The organism is Micromonospora pallida, assembly GCF_900090325.1.
GTDB lineage: Bacteria > Actinomycetota > Actinomycetes > Mycobacteriales > Micromonosporaceae > Micromonospora > Micromonospora pallida.
The window spans coordinates 5,272,730-5,291,086 of the sequence record NZ_FMHW01000002.1; the positions used below are offsets into that span (position 1 = coordinate 5,272,730).

Annotated in this window: 19 protein-coding genes and 1 tRNA gene; 14 read left to right on the forward strand and 6 right to left on the reverse strand. The window is 67.3% G+C overall.

The window, feature by feature from the left end; genetic code table 11:
* Positions 1 to 4 precede the first annotated feature (4 nt).
* Positions 5 to 760 carry an XRE family transcriptional regulator gene (locus tag GA0074692_RS21835; protein WP_091647013.1) on the reverse strand — a complete coding sequence of 252 codons (756 nt, stop codon included), beginning with the start codon at positions 758 to 760 and terminating at the stop codon, positions 5 to 7.
* A 174-nt stretch (positions 761 to 934) separates the two neighbouring features.
* On the opposite strand from GA0074692_RS21835, the gene GA0074692_RS21840 reads away from it, so the two are divergent.
* From GA0074692_RS21840 to GA0074692_RS21900, 14 genes are all read left to right on the forward strand, one after another.
* On the forward strand, positions 935 to 1,255 hold the full coding sequence (locus GA0074692_RS21840; RefSeq protein WP_091647014.1) for a hypothetical protein: 321 nt from the start codon (positions 935 to 937) through the stop codon (positions 1,253 to 1,255).
* Between the two features lie 220 nt (positions 1,256 to 1,475).
* The gene (locus GA0074692_RS34900) at positions 1,476 to 1,652 is read left to right on the forward strand and encodes a hypothetical protein (RefSeq protein WP_176738538.1); all 177 of its coding nucleotides are present in this window, start codon (positions 1,476 to 1,478) and stop codon (positions 1,650 to 1,652) included.
* A 139-nt stretch (positions 1,653 to 1,791) separates the two neighbouring features.
* The gene (locus GA0074692_RS21845) at positions 1,792 to 2,664 is read left to right on the forward strand and encodes a hypothetical protein (RefSeq protein WP_091647015.1); all 873 of its coding nucleotides are present in this window, start codon (positions 1,792 to 1,794) and stop codon (positions 2,662 to 2,664) included.
* Between the two features lie 90 nt (positions 2,665 to 2,754).
* Positions 2,755 to 3,624, forward strand: coding sequence for an FtsK/SpoIIIE domain-containing protein (locus GA0074692_RS21850; RefSeq protein ID WP_091647016.1), 870 nt, complete (start codon positions 2,755 to 2,757; stop codon positions 3,622 to 3,624).
* Positions 3,621 to 3,800: a hypothetical protein gene (locus tag GA0074692_RS21855; RefSeq protein ID WP_091647017.1), complete on the forward strand. Its 180-nt coding sequence runs from the start codon at positions 3,621 to 3,623 to the stop codon at positions 3,798 to 3,800. Before GA0074692_RS21850 ends, GA0074692_RS21855 begins: the two co-directional genes overlap by 4 nt.
* Before the next feature lie 85 nt (positions 3,801 to 3,885).
* On the forward strand, positions 3,886 to 4,323 hold the full coding sequence (locus GA0074692_RS21860) for a DUF6197 family protein (RefSeq protein ID WP_091647018.1): 438 nt from the start codon (positions 3,886 to 3,888) through the stop codon (positions 4,321 to 4,323).
* Complete coding sequence (locus GA0074692_RS21865; RefSeq protein ID WP_091647019.1) at positions 4,320 to 4,505, forward strand: hypothetical protein; 186 nt, start codon at positions 4,320 to 4,322, stop codon at positions 4,503 to 4,505. The genes GA0074692_RS21860 and GA0074692_RS21865 overlap by 4 nt, the downstream gene beginning before the upstream one ends.
* Entirely contained in the window at positions 4,502 to 4,807 is a 306-nt protein-coding gene (locus GA0074692_RS21870; protein WP_091647020.1) for a hypothetical protein, read from the forward strand. The genes GA0074692_RS21865 and GA0074692_RS21870 overlap by 4 nt, the downstream gene beginning before the upstream one ends.
* Positions 4,804 to 5,178 carry an RRQRL motif-containing zinc-binding protein gene (locus GA0074692_RS21875; RefSeq protein ID WP_091647021.1) on the forward strand — a complete coding sequence of 125 codons (375 nt, stop codon included), beginning with the start codon at positions 4,804 to 4,806 and terminating at the stop codon, positions 5,176 to 5,178. The genes GA0074692_RS21870 and GA0074692_RS21875 overlap by 4 nt, the downstream gene beginning before the upstream one ends.
* Before the next feature lie 2 nt (positions 5,179 to 5,180).
* The gene (locus tag GA0074692_RS21880; RefSeq protein ID WP_091647022.1) at positions 5,181 to 5,969 is read left to right on the forward strand and encodes a hypothetical protein; all 789 of its coding nucleotides are present in this window, start codon (positions 5,181 to 5,183) and stop codon (positions 5,967 to 5,969) included.
* Positions 5,966 to 6,235, forward strand: coding sequence for a hypothetical protein (locus tag GA0074692_RS21885; RefSeq protein WP_091647023.1), 270 nt, complete (start codon positions 5,966 to 5,968; stop codon positions 6,233 to 6,235). The genes GA0074692_RS21880 and GA0074692_RS21885 overlap by 4 nt, the downstream gene beginning before the upstream one ends.
* The gene (locus GA0074692_RS21890) at positions 6,235 to 8,016 is read left to right on the forward strand and encodes a replication initiator (protein WP_091647024.1); all 1,782 of its coding nucleotides are present in this window, start codon (positions 6,235 to 6,237) and stop codon (positions 8,014 to 8,016) included. The genes GA0074692_RS21885 and GA0074692_RS21890 overlap by 1 nt, the downstream gene beginning before the upstream one ends.
* A 24-nt stretch (positions 8,017 to 8,040) precedes the next feature.
* A complete protein-coding gene (locus GA0074692_RS21895; protein ID WP_091647025.1) occupies positions 8,041 to 8,229 on the forward strand; it encodes a helix-turn-helix transcriptional regulator in 189 nt (62 codons plus the stop codon).
* Positions 8,226 to 9,635 carry a tyrosine-type recombinase/integrase gene (locus GA0074692_RS21900; protein WP_091647026.1) on the forward strand — a complete coding sequence of 470 codons (1,410 nt, stop codon included), beginning with the start codon at positions 8,226 to 8,228 and terminating at the stop codon, positions 9,633 to 9,635. Before GA0074692_RS21895 ends, GA0074692_RS21900 begins: the two co-directional genes overlap by 4 nt.
* 187 nt (positions 9,636 to 9,822) lie before the next feature.
* Here the strand turns inward: GA0074692_RS21900 and GA0074692_RS21905 are convergent.
* The 5 genes from GA0074692_RS21905 to GA0074692_RS21925 form a co-directional block, all read right to left on the reverse strand.
* Positions 9,823 to 9,895: transfer RNA gene (locus GA0074692_RS21905), tRNA-Arg, on the reverse strand.
* Between the two features lie 414 nt (positions 9,896 to 10,309).
* Positions 10,310 to 10,693, reverse strand: a complete 384-nt coding sequence (locus tag GA0074692_RS21910; protein ID WP_141725368.1) for a hypothetical protein — start codon at positions 10,691 to 10,693, stop codon at positions 10,310 to 10,312.
* Positions 10,693 to 11,109 carry a hypothetical protein gene (locus GA0074692_RS21915; RefSeq protein ID WP_141725369.1) on the reverse strand — a complete coding sequence of 139 codons (417 nt, stop codon included), beginning with the start codon at positions 11,107 to 11,109 and terminating at the stop codon, positions 10,693 to 10,695. The genes GA0074692_RS21910 and GA0074692_RS21915 overlap by 1 nt, the downstream gene beginning before the upstream one ends.
* A gap of 539 nt (positions 11,110 to 11,648) precedes the next feature.
* Positions 11,649 to 12,002: a hypothetical protein gene (locus tag GA0074692_RS21920; RefSeq protein ID WP_141725370.1), complete on the reverse strand. Its 354-nt coding sequence runs from the start codon at positions 12,000 to 12,002 to the stop codon at positions 11,649 to 11,651.
* Positions 12,003 to 12,019: 17 nt separating this feature from the next.
* Positions 12,020 to 18,337, reverse strand: coding sequence for an RHS repeat-associated core domain-containing protein (locus tag GA0074692_RS21925; protein WP_141725371.1), 6,318 nt, complete (start codon positions 18,335 to 18,337; stop codon positions 12,020 to 12,022).
* Positions 18,338 to 18,357 lie beyond the last annotated feature (20 nt).

Sequence of the window (18,357 nt, forward strand, 5' to 3'; positions counted from 1 at the left end):
GTGTCTAGGCTGCCACCTCGTCATCCCACTGCAAGACAGAGGCGGCGCGGACCCGGTCAAGGGTGTCGACGTAGGTGCCGAAGAGGTCACCGCCGGACAGCTTCCGCAGGTGCATCACGGGCGCGTGCGGTGCCGGAAGCCCGAGAACATGCATGTTGACAAGCATCTCGTCGTCAAACCGGTAGATCGAGTTGTAGAGCGTCGTCTCGTGGTAGCGGACCTCGGCACCGGACCCCTTTAGGCGGTCGTAGTACTGCTGGACCTGCCGGATCTTGGCTGCCATGACGCCCGGCATGCCTTCTTCGATGCTCCGCCGTTCGATGGCTGGCTTGTCGGGGTCACCGAGAAAGACCGTGACTTTGACTCCGGCAGCGGCCTTAGCACGCAGCGTATCCATCAGCTTCGGGTCCTGCTCAACGAGGAAGAGGCCCGCATAGGCGAGAATGTCAATTCTCCGCTCAGCCCGGTTGATGAGTCGTTGCCACAGGTCGTACGGCACGGATGAGCGACGCGAGTAGAGCTGCACTACTTCGTTCTGCCCGATCCGTGATGCCGTCTCGGGGGTTACCGCGTTCGGCCACAGGTACGACTCGTCCTCCCGAACAAGGGCGGCGATTGCATGCCGGTGACGCGGATACGGCGTGCGGTCCTGCGTGATCCACCGTTCTACCGTCTTCGAGTCCACCCCGATCTTCTCGGCTACCACCAACGGCGTCATGCCGTTACGGAGGATGGCGTCACGCAAGCGATGGTTGGGCATCCGAACCTCCTGAGGGGACGACTAGGACGCATTCACGGTAGCGAAGACGTCCCTAGATGTCCAGCCTGCCTAATGGCCTGTCAGCGTCATTCCGGGAGTCTTGTCGACAGAGGCCAAGAGCGAAAGTCCACCGGGGACATGCTCATCTCTGGCCCGAGACACAGGAGGTTTGTTGTGAAGCTGTACGTGGACACCCAGGGCAAGCAGGTGACGGTGTCGAGGGACCCGGAGCCGAAGAACGACCAGAACGGCAACCAGCGGTCCGAGAAGGGAACGGGCCGGCTCATGTGGTCCACCCAGGTCTTCGTCCTCGACGAGACGGGCGGTGAGGTCATCACCATCACCACGGCGGGTGAGAAGCCGAGCGTGAAGGTGGGACAGCTCATCGCAGTCGAGCAGTTGGAGGCCATCCCGTGGGCGACCAACGGGCGTAACGGCGTCGCGTTCCGCGCGATCTCGCTGAAGCCGGCGGCTGGCACCTCGGCGGCGAAGTAGCTCCTCGCACATCGTGCTGTGTCTGCCACCGGTGTCCGTGGCATCTGCAGCGGCTTGATAGTCCGCTGATCCGGCTCAAATCGCTTCGGGAATGTCGCTGCTCCTACTTTCCCGACCCTGGCAACCCGTAGTTGCCCTTCCTGTTACTGGCGCGAGGCCGGTCCTGACAAATTCGTCGGCCGGCCTCGCCTGCCCTCTACCCTTTGCGAAAGGGAACGTCATGATGCACATGCTGTGCCAGCACCCCACCTGTTCCCGGTACGCCGACCGTGAGGTCAAGGTCGAAGGCACGGCCTTCAGCTACCTGGTCTGCATGACCGATGTCAGTTGGGCCAAGCGGGAAATCCTGAAGGACTTCCCCGGCCGCCGTGTCGTCGCGCAGTTCCTGCGCGGCTAGGTAATTCGAGCTCGGGGCCGGTACTGGCTCCTACACCTGCCGACCCCGTGCTCTCCAACCCATCCAGCCCAATCGCTTGGGAGGACGCGTGTCCAAGTCTAGCCCTGCTCGCCTGTTCGGGCGGAAGTCTGCGGGAACGGTGACGGTCATTGAGGCCAAGGTTCACCGTTCGTCCGCGCGTAACGCCCGGTTGGCGTTCGTTCTGGTCGGTGTCGTCGTCGGCATCCTGTCGGCCGTCGTGGCCTCGTCCTACTGGCACCCGATCATCGCTCTGTTCGTCGGCGCGGCCGTCGGCTTCCCGACCGGTGCCGCCGCCTGGCTGCTCGTCCGCATCTGGCCGGTCCTGCGGCTGCTGTGGTGGTGGCTGCCGGAAATCGTCATCACGTCGACCTTGCTCACTGCCTGGGTGCACCTGGCTACCCACACCTCGACCGTGGTGACCCTCGCCGTGGTCGCTGTGGTCGTCGGCGTTCCCGCCTCTATCCCGGTGGCCCGCCGGACCATCGTCGCCTGGGCGTGGTGCCTGATCGTGCGCCACCGGCTGCGGGTCTGCTTCGCGCAGTTCATCATCGCCAACCAGTCCGGTTCCCTGCCGCTGATCCTCTGGGCTCGCCCAACGCCTGTGGGTGAGCGGGTCTGGGTCTACCTGCGTCCCGGCCTGTCCGCTAAGGACCTTGAGGGCCGGCTCGACAAGATCGCTGTCACCTGTCACGCCTCCTCCGCTCTGATCGAGCGGGCCTCCGAGGGCAACGCCGCGTTCCTGCGGTTCGACATCAAGCGCCGCGAGGTGCTTACCGCCACCGTCGGCTCACCGCTGGCCGGTGTGATCGACCCCGACACCCCGACCACCGACCGGGCACCGGTCACCCCACCGACGGCCCTGGACCTTCCCGACGTGGAAGCCCCCACCGTCACCCTCCCGGCACCCCGCCCGGCCACCACCGCCAACGGCTCCAAGCCGTCGGCGGCTTCGTCGTCGACCGACACCGACGACATGTCCGACTGGATCTAACCCACCTTCACCTATCCCGGACGCGAGGAGCCGTCAACGGCTCGTTCGTGGGGCTCCTCGCGCCCACCAACCCCGCCCAGGGAGGGCAACATGACCCGCACCGCCGCCGCCCCGACCACCGGTGTTCCGGTGGGGCCTGGCCTGTCGATGTTCGACCCCATTTTCGTCGGCATCGACGAGTTCGGACAGCCCGTCTACATCACCCTCGCCTACCGCAACCTCCTTGCCGGCGGCGAGCCCGGCGGAGGCAAGTCCGGCCTCCTCAACACCATCGCCGCGCACGCGGCCCTGTCCGTCGACTCCCGGCTCGTGCTCCTCGACGGCAAGCTCGTCGAACTCGGCCAGTGGGAGGACGTCGCCGACGCCTTCATCGGCCCCGACATCACCGCCGCCCTGACCGTCCTGCGACGGCTCCAGCAGGTGATGAACAACCGCTACGCCTGGCTGCGCGCCCACGGCCGCCGCAAGGTCACCGCCGCCGACCGGCTGTCGGTCATCACCGTCCTCGTCGACGAGATCGCCTTCTTCTCCGCCACCGTCGGCAGCAAGCAGGAACAGGAAGAGTTCGTCGCCCTCCTGCGGGACCTGGTCGCCCGGGGCCGCGCCGCCGGCATCCCCGTCGTGGCTGCCACCCAGCGACCCAGCTTCGACATCATCCCGACCAGCCTGCGGGACCTGTTCGGCTACCGCGCCGCGTTCCGCTGCACCACCCCGAACAGCTCGAACATCGTCCTCGGTCACGGCTGGGCCGAGCAGGGCTACTCCGCGACCGACATCGCCCCGACCAACCAGGGAGCGGCCTACCTCATCGCGGAGGGCGGCACCCCCCGCCGCATCAAGGCCGCCTACCTCACTGACGCCCAGATTGCCGGCATTGCCGACTACGCGGCCTGGGTCCGTCGCCCCGGGGGCCTCACCACCCCGGCCAGCACTCCCGCTGATTGGGGGATGGCCGCATGAACCACACCCCACGCCGGTTCACCGAACTGGTCGTCACCGGCACCCGCGCCGAGATCGACGCGGTTCAGACGATGGCCCGCCACTGCGGCCGGCTCGTCTTCATGTCCGCACCCGCTCCGGTCAGCGCGGCAGACCCGCGACTACGGATCGTCGTCCGCCTGACCCCGACCACCTAGCAACCGACAGGACCAGCGGATTCCGCCTGCCAGCAGAGCTGGTCCTGCCGGCCTCACCAACAGCCCTCGAAAGGACGTGGCTGCCATGAAGGCTACCCACAACCCACCCACCGGAGAACAGGACACTCCCGCCGTCCTGCTCCGCTGCGCTGCCCTCTACCTGAGCCGGCACGGCTGGCACCAGGGCACCTACTACACCGCCAACACCGACACCCTCACCCCGCCGGCCTGCGCCGTCGGGGCAATCGGCATGGCCGCCGCCGGCCGGCGTACCGACCACTTCTCCAGCCTCGACTACGACACCCAGGTCACCTACCGCCGGACCGTCAACGTGTTCACCCACTACCTCGACACTCACCACCCGTTGCCGGTCATCGACGAAGACGGCTTCCTCGTCGACGAGCACACCTCCCCGTTCTCGTGGAACGACGACCCGGCCCGCACGGTCGATGAGGTCATCAAGGCCCTGATCGGGGCCGCTGACGAATGGGACCGCCTGCACCCCGCTGGTGGTGCCCGATGACCACCAGCGCGTTTCTCGACTGGAGCAAGTCCGGCAGCGCCGGCACCCCGGAACCCTGCACCATCTGCGGACACCCGGCCATCTGCCGTAGCCCCAAGGGCAAGCCCTGCCACAAGGTCTGTGCCGAATCCTGGGCCGTCGACCACCAGCAGGCAGACACGACCAAGGGCGGTGCCGCATGACCGCCCCGACCGTCAAGCCCTGCTTGACATCCGTCCCCCGGCAACAGCGGCGTCGGGACGTCGTCGAGAACGACGAGTTCGCCGCCTTCGCTCGCCGCATCATCCGCGCCCACGGCCGCCGCGTCGCCACCGGCGACGTGGAAGCTCTCCGTGACCTGACGGCCTTGTCCGCCGCTCTCGATGACGCCATCGGTGAAGCCGTCGTTGGCCTCCGCGCCTTCGGCTACTCCTGGGCCGAGATCGGCTCCCGGCTCGGCATCTCCCGCCAAGCCGCCCAGCAGCGCTGGAGTGACCGGTTATGACCGACTTCTCCAACCTGATCGGTCTACGCCTGCGGTTCTACGACCCGCTCGGCACCCGCCACGGGTTCCCCACCTTCCCCTACCTGATGGCACCGGCCGGGCTCGCCACCGTCCGGCAACTGCGGGCCGCCGGCCTACGCCCCGGCGGACAAGACCCGGTCGCCCAGATCCTCTGGCGGCGCGGTGAGCGCGTCGCCTACCTCTACCGCCTCGACCTCGCCAAGCCGAAGCGCACCGCCACTCCCGCCCAGCGGGCGGCCATCGCCAAGGCGCTACGCGCTCGCCGCACCTGCCCCGTCTGTGAGCAGGTGCAGCCCTACTACATCCCCCGCCGCTACGGCTGCTGCCTCGACTGCCACGGAGGCCACTGACCATGCCCGCGAAGACTCCGACTGCTGGCACCCGGATCGAGGGTGTCGTCCTGGTGCTCATCCTGCTGACCGTCGCCGGCTTCGCCGGTGCCGCCTCGTTCACCCACGTCAAGGACTGGACCCTCGACAACTCCCCCGCCGGCACCGGCGAGTGGTTCGGCTGGGCCAACGCCGTCATCTCCGAACTCGTCCCCGTCGCCGCCCTGCTCACCATCCGTCGCCGCAAGCGCCTCGGCGCATCCGTCGGCTACCCGATCCTGCTGCTGATCGCCTCGGCCTGCCTCTCGCTGGCCGCACAGTTGGCGGTCGCCAAGCCCGGCCCGTCCGGGTGGCTCCTGTCCGCCGTTCCCGCCCTGGCCTTCATGGCCTTGGTGAAGCTCGTCCTCAGTCCCACCCCGGCCGACACCCGGTCGGTCGAGCCGGTCAAGCCGACCGAACCCATCCGCGTCCAGGTCGCCGAACCCGCCGCCGAGTCGGCACCGGCCATCACCCCGGCACCGGAACCCACCAACGACCCGACCGAACCGATCGTCACCACCGACCCCGACCCGGTGCCTGTCGCGGCTGCCGACCCGATCCCCACGCCGACCGTCACCCCGGCCGCTGAGCCGGTGGTCGTGCCTACCCACCTGCTGCCCACGGCGCGGTTCGCCGCCGTCCAGCACGAGCAGGCCACCGGGCAACCCATCACCGCCCCCGAGCTGGCCGTCCGACTCAACCTCACCCCGCCCGTGGCGTCCGCGCTCCTGGACGCCATCACCGACAAGGGCACCCCGGTAGGTGCCCGATGACCATCCACGTCGTCGACATCGTGCACGTCCTGCACACCTGCCCGGCCGAGCCGGAGCCGCACCCCTACGACACCCGCCGCACCGTCGTACACGTCATCCCCGGCGGTCCCTGCCGGACCCCGATCACCGTCCAGTCCGGTGTGGTGGTCACCCAGATCCCGTGCCACCGGCACGAACCGGCCAACCGCCAATGCGGCGCCTGCCGGACCATCATCACCGAACGCTCCATCACCACCCGGCACCCCAACAACGGGGTTGCCGCCTGATGGCCTCGACGCTGGACCCCACACCCCGTGCCGCCCTGGCCCGGGGTGTGGGCTCGAACGCCGACACCATCACCCCACCCGCCGGATACACCGCCGCCGGGCAAGCCCTCCACCGCGCCGGACAGCCGGACTACTTCGGCTGGCTGGAGCACATCCGGGCCGCCGCCGGCTGCACCCGTCCGATCCGCCTGGCCGGCAGCCTCTACACCGTCGACCCCGGCACGGGCCGGATGCTCGACCAGCGGCACACCGACGGCATGCCCGACGCCACGATCTACAAGGCATGCGGCAACCGACGCGCCACCGTCTGCCCCGCCTGCGCCACCATCTACCAACGCGACGCCTACCAGCTCCTGCGCGCCGGCCTCGTCGGCGGCAAAGGCGTCCCTGACACGGTCACCCGACACCCCGCGGTGTTCGCCACCTTCACCGCACCGTCGTTCGGTCCCGTGCACGTCCGCGCGGTCAAGCGGCACACCTGCGGCAACCGGCACCGCTGCGACTGCCGGCCCGACCCCTGCCACGCCCGACGCGACGCCGGCACCTGCCCTCACGGCCGCCCCGCCGCATGCTGGGCACGTCACGACCAGGCCGACACCGGCCTCGGGCAACCGCTCTGCCTCGACTGCTACGACCACGCCCACCAGGTCGTCTGGAACCTCTACACCGGCGAACTGTGGCACCGCACCAAGCAAGCCGCAGAACGCCACCTCACCAAACTCGCCCGCCGCCGCGGCATCCCCCGCGTCCAGATCACCAGCCCATCCGGCAAGACCCGCACCGTCTCCCCCGTCCGCATCTCACACGGCAAAGCGGCCGAGTTCCAGGCACGCGCGGCAGTGCACTTCCACGCCCTGACCCGCCTCGACGGCGTCGACCCCACCGACCCGCACGCCGTCGTCCCGCCACCGGCCGGGTTCACCGCCGCCGACCTCGACGACGCGCTACGGCACGCCGTCGAGCAGATCGCCTTCACCACCCCACCTCACCCCGACCAGCCGGAAGGCTGGCTCATCCGCTGGGGCGCACAGGTCGACATCCGGCCCATCTCGCTGACCGGTCGGGGTGAGGTCACCGACAGCATGGTCGCCGGATACCTTGCCAAGTACGCCACCAAGAGCACCGAGGTAACCGGGCACCGCTCCGTCCGGCTCACCGCCGACACCATCGGCGACTACGCCGACCCCGACGGCGACCACACCGCCCGCCTCATCGACGCCTGCTGGCGACTCGGCCGACCCACCCACACTCCGGCCCTGCTGTCGCAGCGTCCCCGTGAGCACCGGCCCCGGCCCGGCTTCCACGAGCGCTGGGAGTGCCCCGACTGTGGCACCCACACCCGCTACGCCGCCTGCCCCGTCTGCGTCGCCGAGTGTCAAGCCGCCCTTGACAGCGAATCGACGAAACCGGCGACGGCCAACCCGTATGCCCGGCTGCGCCGCTGGGCGCACATGCTCGGCTTCGGCGGCCACTTCCTCACCAAGGCCCGCCGCTACTCGGTGACCTTCCAACTGCTGCGCGACACCCGCGTCACCTTCCGCCGCAACGCCGACCAGGACCACGCGCACCCCGGCGGCACCCCGGCCGTCGACCACCTCGACGACACCACCCTCGCCGTCGGCGTCCTCAACTTCGCCGGAGTCGGCTGGCACACCACCGGAGACGCACTCCTCGCCAACACCGCCGCCGCCCTCGCCCGCGAGCGACAAGCCACCGGCCGCGAAGAACTCGCCCACGAACTCAGCACCAACCCCGCCGGTGCCACGCCGGTTGCCGCTTGACCGAACAGGAGGAAGGAACTGACCTTGGACGACGAACTCATGACCGTTCCGGAGGTGCTTGCCACGCTCAACAACGTGTCGCGCCGGACGTTCTACCGGTGGCGTGAACTCGGCATCGCTCCAGCCTGCATCCGCCTCCCAAACGGAGAGCTCCGGATATCAAGGCGGGATCTCCGGATCTGGCTAGAGCAGCGGCGCGAGGTGGCGGCATGAAGTCTCGCCGCGTCCGTATCTGGGCGATCAAGACCAACACCACAGAGAGCGGCCGGTCGAAGAAGGGGAAGCGGTCGTACACGGTCCGCTGGGTGGTCGCCGGTCGCGAGAAGTCCCGGACGTTCGTCACTCGGGCATTGGCGGACAGCTTCCGGTCCGACCTGATGCAAGCCGCAAACCAGGGTGAGGCGTTCGACGTCGAGACCGGGCTACCGGACTCGATGATGGAAACCCCAGCAGCCGTAACGTGGCTGGAGTTCACCGAGAAGTACCTCGACATGAAGTGGCCGGGTGCAGCGGCCAAGTCGCGAGACAGCATGACGGAAGCGCTCGCCACCGTCACAGCGGCGCTCGTCAAGGACGCCCCCGGCTGGCCGCCGGTAGAGCTGCTTCGTCGGGCACTGCGAGACCACGTGTTGCCACCGCCGGTTCGTGGCCTGGCCATGCCGCCGGACATCGCCGACGCGATGCGCTGGCTGCGTCACGCCTCCCTGCAGCTGCCCGATCTTCGCGATGCTGGGATCGTGCGGAAGACGCTCGACGTCCTGGCGGTAAAGCTCGACGGCAAGCCGGCCGCCGCGACAACCGTGCGTCGAAAGCGGTCGGTGTTCTACAACGCGCTTCAGTACGCGGTCGAGTTGGAAGAGCTGGAGTTCAACCCGATCGACAAGCTCCGTGTGCGGTCGCAGCGCAAGAAGGTCGCCGAGGTCGTCGATCGTCGGGTGGTCGTCAACCAGCGTCAAGCGTTGGAGCTGCTGGTCGCACTCACCTATGTCGGCCAGCGGGGGAAGGCGAAACGTGGTGAGCGGCTGGTCGGGTTCTTCGCCTGCCTGTACTTCGCCGCGCTCCGCCCCGGGGAGGCACTGGGGCTCCGAGAGCAGGACTGTGACCTTCCCGAGAAGGGATGGGGTCGACTGACGCTGACGAAGAGTCGCCCCCAGGCGGGCAAGCGCTGGACCGACAGCGGTCAAGTTCACGACGATCGCGGGCTCAAGCACCGGGCGGAGGACGAGCCACGCAGCGTGCCCATCCCGCCTGCGCTGGTAAAGATCCTGCGGGAGCACATCGAGCGCTTCGGCATCGCCAAGGATGGCCGCCTATTCCGCAGCGAGCGAGACAACGTGGTTGCCGCCTCGACGTACTCCCGTGTCTGGGAGGCAGCGCGCCGCCTGGCGTTGACTCCGCGTCAGGTTGACTCCCCGCTCGCCGGACGGCCGTACGACCTGCGGCACGCTGCCGTCTCCTTGTGGCTCAACGCTGGTGTCCCGGCAACCGAGGTCGCCGAGCGGGCCGGACACTCCGTCGATGTTCTGCTCAAGGTCTACGCCAAGTGCATCGACGGGGAAGAGGCCACCGTCAACGGCCGGATCGACGAGGTGTTGACCGGGGTGGCTTGGCCCGCATGATGGCCGCTGTTCCGGATCTCGCCCCGGGCACCCCATCTGAACTGGGCAGACGCCTACAAGATCATTCCGCGCATGTTCCGCGACCCACGACAAACGGCGGCTTCTGGTGGCCTACGGCTGCACACGCCCACCGATCGAGCACTGTGCGTATTGCCAGCTCATGTGGGGTTTTCGCTGATCTTCGAGGTGCCCCCGGCAGGATTCGAACCTGCGACACACGGTTTAGGAAACCGATGCTCTATCCCCTGAGCTACGAGGGCGCGAGTGCCCAGTCTAGCGACCTGCGCGTCGACCCGGGGTGGCAGGGAGTGGCCTACGTTGACCTGCGTCGTCCCGCCTGGCTGACGCGGCCGATGACCACACGTCGACCACACCGGGCGCACCAGCGACCATGATCGTTGACTCCGGTTGACCGGACGTGGCACCGGTTGTCCCACGGCGGCACCGGCAGGAGAGCACACATCGCGCACACCATCCGCCGTCACCAGAGCAGGCGTTGGACATCCCTTCCGCCGCCGAGTCGGAGCCGCTTGCCGACAGGACCAAGCGAACGGGTCGTTGAAGTACGCTGGGGCGAGCAGGGGCCGGACCGCGTAGCGGTCTGGCGGCCCGTCGTCGCGGCGGAACAACTCCGCCAGCGTCTGAAGGCGTCCGTGGCGCGCTGCTGCCCGTTGTCATTCAGTTGGTAACTCCCTGAGAATCAGTCCACGAAGCTCGGCCGTTGGTCGCTGGTCGCTTCGACCTCGCAGGACTGAGAGGACCAGCAGCGCCATTCCACCCGCATGAGCAAGGGTCAGCCCCAGAGCGGCCGCGACCAGCCCCGGCGGGTATGCGGTGATCTTGGGAAGTCCACCTTCGGAGTGGTCCCGCACCGACGTGCGGGACCACTCCTCCAGGAAGATCGCCCACCACAGCTCCGCACCGTAGCCGACGACGAGAATCGCGAAGCCGGTGATCGCTGCGCCGGCCGCCGCACCCAGCCGCCGACGCAGCACAATCGCCACGACCAGACCTACCAACACAATCGTGGGGTAAGGCAAGTCCCAGAGGTCGTTCATCACATCACTCTGCCAGGCACGTTGTCGACGCTTCCACGCTCGGACTCCCTGTCGGTCGGGTCAGCGTCAGGACATCGTGGCCGCCGGGCCGCAAAAATCGACAACACCAGCAGCAGCATTCCGATGGTGCTCAGCACCCCGGCGAGGCTCCTGATCGGCTTGTTCCACTGCAGCACGAAACGCCAGGCTTCGTCGTGGTCACCGGTCAGCAAGTTCAGCTGATACACCGTCCACACGGTGGTCGTCACAAGCGCAGCGATCAGCATCGCCAATGCCCCCACGGCCATCCAGGTGACCGAGCCAAGTCGCCGCTGCCGAAACAGCACCAGCCCCAACCCTGCCAGCAGGACGATAAACTCAGGCAGAGACCCAACCACCATCAACGATGTCAAAAGTTCCTCCGCTGCGGGATTCATTCGTAGCCAAACGCTATGGTGAAGCGGCTTCCGTCCGCCGGGCTCGCACAGCATAGCCTTCCTATGTCGAGAGCTATGGCGCAGAACTTACTGTTGATCAGACACCGGTCAACCTAAGCGGGCTCAGGGAGTCGAGCGAGGGCAAGCAGCACGTTATTCCGCAGCGCACGGCTAACGCAGACGCTGATCCCTCACGACCTGGTCGACGAGCTACGGCTGATGGTCGGCCCGGCGATGCTCGGTTGGGGCAAGCATCTGGCCGCCCGGACGTCCGGCTGGCGTCGTTCTGCCTGGCTGAAGGTGGGCGGACCAGTACCGGCGAATGCTACCCAACTGCTTCCGGCCTGACTGACGACGGCCATGCGACGGGCGGGCCACCATGTCGGAACGGGACGGATCCGACCCACCCTGCGGTCGCCGGCCGGCGGCAGGCACCGACTCAGGTACGCGGCACGGAGGGCGTGGTGCCCCTAGTCCACACCCTCCGCGCTTGCGTAGCGCCACCAACGCCGTTGACCGTCAGTGGCCGTCTGGCCGGGTCACCATTCCTCGCAAGGGAAGTGCGTCGACCGGACACAGGCATGGTCCAGCAGCAGGATCACGCGATACCGGCCGAGACCGGCCAACCGCTCGAACAGGGAAGTTACGTACGGCACCTCCGGCTCACTGGTGGCGATGTCCAGGGTGAAGGGATGACTCTGGAACGGCTCCCAATCCTCGGGCTCCCACGTCAACCATGCATGACCCCGATCGTCGCCCCCGAGGAACATCTCCTTTCCCGTCCGCTCCGGGGAGAGCTTGAAACCGAGCACCACCTCGAGGTCTGCCACAACCTCTCGCGTCTGTAGGTCCTCATCAGGGTCTGCAGCCCCTAAAAGCAGGTTCTTGTCCATGGCCATCTGTTCGCCGATCAGCAGCTAACCCAGTCGATTCCGGCGCAATCAATGTCGTTCGGGATGGGCTGTAGGTCCGCCCGCCAGCGATCCCCGTTCGAGTCGGTGCCGAAAACCGAAATGTTCTTCAACACCGTACCAGGTCGTTTATTGTGTTCTTTCAGTCCCCCGTTCACCGAAGCGGCATCGACTCCCTCCACCCGAATGTACACGTCGCCGGCGTGTTGCTTTTTTGCGTTGCGCATAGCGTTGTGCACGGCACTCTTCGTGTTCGTGCGGACCGTCTTGAATTCCGAGCGAACGCCGTCGACGTAGGCGTCGAAGCCCTTGTTGTCGCTGGCGCCCACGACCGGCATGTCGTCGAGCCCCGCCCCCCGACGCCCGTCGCCACGGGACTCGACGTGCTTGCCGCCCTCGTTCCCGTCCTTACCCCAGGCCAACTCGAAGGCGATGGCGAATTCGTCGTTACTGAAGCCGAATTCCTTGCCGTTCAGGCTCCGCGACTCGTCGATCCGGTCCAGCGTGCGCCGGATGAGTTCGTCGAGGATCTTGTCCTCGGCCACCTCCTCGGCGAAGTTGCACGCGAGTCTCGATAAGGGGCCCTTGCATTTGATGTCGATGTCCACCTTGTCGAAGAGGTGGCTGAAATCGAAACGCCCTTCCTTGATCTGCTTGAAGCGCTTCTTCCGGAGTTCCCTGGCGCGCTCGGGGTCACCGGTCGACGCCCGCTCCTCCTCATCGGACGAGTATGGGTTGCTGTTACCACTGCTACCACTGCTACCACTGCCGCCGGCCCCGGCCGCACCGTTGTCGCCTTCGCTGTACTCGAGTTCGATCAGCCCGCTCGGGTCACTCGAGGTGACCGGACTGTTGTTGGCGTAAGCGTAGCCGTTCCACTGCTGTGCGTCAGCGGGGTCGATGAGCGCGTCGACCGAGATGAACCGCCCGATGGCCTGATCGTAGGACCTGGCTCCCAACTGGGTCAGACCCGTTGTCGGATCGATGGTTCCACCCACGAAGCCACGTTGGTCCGGCCAGGTGGCGGGCTGCGCGCCGCGCGGTCCACCGTAGGGAGTGGTCCGCCGCCAGGTGATAGCTCCTGTGCCGGCGTCGACGCTGCTGTGCGCCGTACCGTGCTGGTCACTGGCTGGGAAGCTGACCCCGCCGGGGCCCCGGACGGCCACCGTCCGACCGGCGAAGCTGTAGAACCGGGTGCCGGTGACCGAGCGGTTGGCGAGGTCGAGCCGGAGTTCCATCCCGGGGAGGTAGACGGTGGTGGCGTCCGGCTCCTTGCGGACCAACCGGTTCCCGTCGGCGTCGTAGATGAAACTGGTGGACTTGCCGTCGACCGTGACCGTGGTCAACTTGCCCTCGGCATCCCACGTGAGCGACTGGCTGCCGGCGCCGGTCTCGCAGTCGTTGACGGCACCTGCACTCGGGCGGCACTTCGTGTTTCCTGCCTGGTCATATCCGTACCGGTAGGTCCTGGTCCCGTTGGCATCCGTCTCCTCGACGGAGCTCAGCGTGTGCGGCCTGGCTGACCCGGAGGCCGGATATTTGTAGCTACGGGTGGTGTCGCTGGCACCGTTTACCCCGTGGATCGTCTCGGTCTTCCGGTTACCGACCTCGTCGATCTCCCAGGAGTGGTGGTAGGGCGCAGGCCCGCCGACACCGGTGGTGGCGGGGCCACCCGCGCAGGAGTCGGTGTTGGTGTTGTCCGTCGACCACGCCTCGGTGAGCCGCCGCAGGTGGTCGTAGGTGAAGCACTGGATGTCGCGATTCCCCCCGGCCGGGGTGTCGCTGATGGAAAGGATGTTGCCGGCCTCGTCGTAGTTGTACAGGGCGTCGCTGTCGACGGTCGAGGCGTGCGGCCGGTCGAGGCGGGAGGTGAGCAGGCGGCCGGTGCCCCGCTCATAGGTCCAGTTGTGGACCGCCTTCTTGCCGTTGCCGACGGAGAGTTCCAACCTCATCAGCTCGCCGGTCCGGCTGTAGCTCGTACCGGTGACGTAGCTGCTCGTGCCATTCGCCAGTCCGGTGGGACGAAGCAGCGCGTCGTAGGTCGTGACGACTGCCTCAGCCGGGAGATTCGCGGCAGCCGGTAGGCCCGTGCTCTGCACGGTGTCGTCGAGGTTGTACACCTGGGTGAAGTCGTACGTCTTGGCGAGTTCGGTGCCCGCCCCGGACGGGATGGTGTAGCTGGTCTTTCCGGGCCGGTAGAACGAGTCCAGGTTCGAGTACGTGACGCCGTAGGCCTGTCCGCTGACGTAGCGGGCGGCCCAGTGCAGCTGCCCCTTGGCGAGACCGTCGTAGGACCATTCGGCGAGTTTCACATTGCCCGTCGCGGGCACCCGCCAGGTCTGCGTCTTCCGACCCAACGCGTCGTAGACGTACTTGAGCTTTTCGCCGCGGCTGTCGGTGACGTACTCGAGCCGGCCCAGTGTGTCGTACGCGTACTCGGTGATTCCTCGGTCAGGGTCTTCGTCCTTGACCTTTTGCCCGAGCTGGTTGTAGCTGTACCGCCAGACGTTGTTCGCGGCGTCCGTCATCGACTCCAGCTCGCCCCCCGGGGTGTGGGTGTAGCGGATGACGTCCGCCGGGCCGGAAGGGCTGTCCCCCTTGTAATGGTGGATCTCGACGGTGTTACCGCGGGCGTCGGTGACGGTAGTGGTAGGCGTGGCGCCGTCTGGAGGATCGACATGAGTCCGGTCGCCCTCGTAGCTGGTGGTAGTCCGCCAGCGTTCGTCGCCGGCGACGGAGAAGATCTCCGCCGTCGTGCGGCCGGCACCGTCGTAGAGGTAGGACGTCTGCCCGTTCGTCGATCCCTCAGGATCGACGATGGGCTGGTCGCCGGGGGTGCCGAGGGCATGGTATGGCTCGTTCTTCTTGGCCACCTGCCCGGTACCGGAGTAGAACAGGTCGCTGATCAGCCAACCCCCGTCAGGCCCTTCCTGCTGGCTCTGCCGGGGGCGCGTCAGGCTGTCGAGGATGTCGTAGACGGCGCGGTAGGTGCCGTCGTTCTTGAGTTTCTCGGTCTTGATGACCAGGGCCTTGTCCGTACGAACCAGGTAGGTGTACTTGATGCTCGGCGTCTGTCCCAGGCTCCTCGACCGGTTGGCGAGCCAGACCTCGACCAGGCGGCCGAGGGAGTCGTACGAAAGATCAATCCGCTTACCGTTCGGGTCGACGATGGTGGTCGGCAGCCCCAGGCTCGGTTCGACGGTGGTGGTGGTCGCGTGCTTGAGCGGATTGGTCACCGCCATCTGGGTGGTCAACCCATTGGTCTCGACGTATGCGGTGCTCGCGGTGTTTCCCGCGGCATCCTTCTCGGTCAGCGTCCGCCCGTAGGCATCGACCGTCATCTCACCCACGGGTGAGTAGGTGGGAGTGGTGCCGTCGTGGGCGGCCAGCTCCTCACCCCTGCTCACCACACCCGCCGTCGGGGCCACTCCGTAGCCCTGCTGGTCGTAGTAGGTGCGGGTGTCGGTAAGGACCTGCTTGGACCGGTCGGGGTTGGCCACGCCGCAGTTCACCGAGAGCTTCTCGGTGCGCTTGACATAGGTGTACAGGTGCTTGTCGGGATTGTCGGCGTACCAGGTGCGGGTGCACGTGTCGTCGCTGCTTCGCGACACGTCGCCGAGGTCCTCGACCTGGGTGGCCCGACCCCACGAGGTGTCGTGCGTGGTGACCGTCCTGTTCTCGCGCCACCGGGGGGTGCCCGCCGCGTCCGGCTTGAGGGCCGTGAAGCTCCGGATGCTCTCGGTGCGGACAAGGGATGCGTGGCGCGTGCCCCAGGACTCGGTCTGCGTGTGGGTATGGTGCAACCAGGGCTTGCTGATCGACTTACTGACCACCGTCGACCCGTCGTACGTCAGCGTCTCCAGTGGGTGCGCCGACCACTCGTCCAGATCGGTGTAGGTGGTGCCTACGGAGTCGGTGACGGTCACGTTGCGGGTACCGCCATCCGGCAGAGGATCGCCGTGCATGCCCCGCAGGAAGATGTTGTCAACCCGGGTCGGCATGCTCTGGCCGTCGCCGGTCCGCACGATGACCTTTTCGTACCCTCGCCAGTCCCCCCAGGTCAGGTCGGAGTTCTTGGTGATGCCGTCCGGCTTGTTCTTCCGCCAGCCGGCGTCTCCGTCGTACTCGTACCTGGTCACCATGTCAGCGCCGCCGCCGGTCCGGTCGGTGGTGATGATTTCCTCGACGACGTACTTGTGGAACCAGTCCGTGATGGTCTTGTCGTCGTCCACCGGGCGCCAGATCACCGGGTAGCACCGCTTCGTCGACTCCCCCGGCTTGGGCCGGCTTCCCGCGGTACATTCCGCTGGGCCGTAGGTGACGTCGATCTGCGCCCCGGTGTCGGTGTAGATCGTTTTGAGCCGGTAGCGGTTGAGTTCGGAAATCATGTCGTCGGGGGCGTCGATGCGGTTGGGCATCTGGATGCCGACCAGCTCGACCGACGGCAGGGTGAGCGTGGCGCCGCCCCGGTGGCCCGTTTGGGTGATCTTGCTCAGCCAAAGGGTACGGGAAGCATCGCCGTTGTTCTTGAACTCGTGGGTGAGTTCCCAGGAGTCGACCGGGCTCCAGGACGTACCGGATCGGATTTCCGTGGTGATGCCGGTGAGCCGCTTCCGCGTGAAGAAGGTGGGTGCCGATTGCTCAATCTTGCAGTGGGTACTCGGCGCGCAGATCCGGTCGAAGGGAACGTCCGGCCAGGACGCCGCCGTGCTCTGGTTGAGATCTGCCTCGTCGCAGTCTATGCCGCTGGCCGGGAGACAGCGCTCGGCCACGGTGAAGCGGACCCGCGCCGGCGCGGGTGTGCTGTAGACCTGGCTCTCCCGCTGACCGTAGTCGATGCGCTTCAGCCACCCGGCCCGGTGGTAGTTGTCGCCGTTGACGTCGGTCTTGGCCCCACGGGCGTAGTAGTTGGTCTCGGTGCCGTAGTAGTACGAGATCACATTGCCCTTGGTGTCCTTGACATAGTCAAGGTTCCACCGCCATGCCTGGTCGCAGTAGGAGCTGGCAAAGCCGCTGGTGTCGTTGCAGGGCTCGCCCGCGTCGTCCCCGTAGATCGGGACGGTCCAGGCCGAACTTGTCTCTTCCTGTCCGGTCGCGCCCGTCCAGCCGGGCAGCCGGTTCAGCCCGAAGAAGTACTCCGTACCGTCGGTCGTCGTAACCTTCCAGTACTCGCCGTCGTCGTCACCGTTGTTCGCTCCGGCCAGACGCTGGATCTTGGCCCCGCTGTCATCAGCGAGCTTCCAGTTGTCGACGTCGATCTTGATGAGGTCGCCGGACTGCCCGCCGAGGACCATCGTGGCGTTGTAGTGGGCCCAGCACTGGTCGCCGACGGTGTCGTGCCCGTCGTCCGTGCAGGGCTTGTAGCGCCGCTGGATGTAGCCCGGTTCGTAGCTGAACCCCTCGCCGATCCACGACCCCTGGTTGTTGGTGGCGCTCGTCTGCCCGTCGACGGACTGGGACGAGTAGTTCAGGTTGAGCTGGGGGCCAAGCTGGCCCGGAGTCGGTGGCACCCGGACGGGGTAGTTCCACGACATGCCACCCGAGTTCAGCGCGACGTTCCAGGACGCCGAGGGCGAGAGCTTGGTCGCGGCGTAGTCGCCCTGGGCGGATGCATCGCCGGCCTCCAACGCCAGCAGCGTCCCGTCGGTCGTGGCGTCGATCCGGGCGGTGACAGTTTTCTTCTCGCTGTCGTTAACTGACGGCAATGGCGTGCGGCGCCGGCAGTGGGGCAACTCCGGCGTAGTGAGGGCGCACTCGGGCAAGGCGACCGCACGGAGTCGACTGGCCCAGTCACCGCCGTAGCTGCCGGCGAACTCCTGGTACCCGAGGCTCACCTCGACCGGCCCGTCGGCTGCGGTGTCGGTTTGCTGCAACCGCAGGGTGGGACCGGTGATCCCGGCGCGGCTGGAAACCGCCCGATCGTAGGTACGCACTCGCAGCCGCCCCAGTGCGGCTGACGCGCCCGCGCGTTCGCCCGCCACGCGGGCCGCCACGGCGAGGCCGGCAGCCCTCGCGATGGGGGTGGGCTTCTTGGCGGAGGGACCCGCCACGGGAATGTCGACGGTTCCGGCGGCGGGCCAGACGGGTGCCGCTGGAGCAGCGGAGGCGGCCGCCCAGGCGGGGTCGACGGTGCGCGGCTTGACTGGGGCTGCACTGCCCCGCACCAGCGCGCCGAGCTTCGGCAGGGGTGGCTCGGAGTACGCCGCCGCAGCGGGCGCTGCGGGCACCTGCAACAGGCTCAGGGCAACGATCGCCGACGCGGCCGCCGCCACGACCGCGCTGGGCCGGCGCAGCTCAGGACGCCATTTTTGCCGCATTTTGGGCAATGTTGACACAG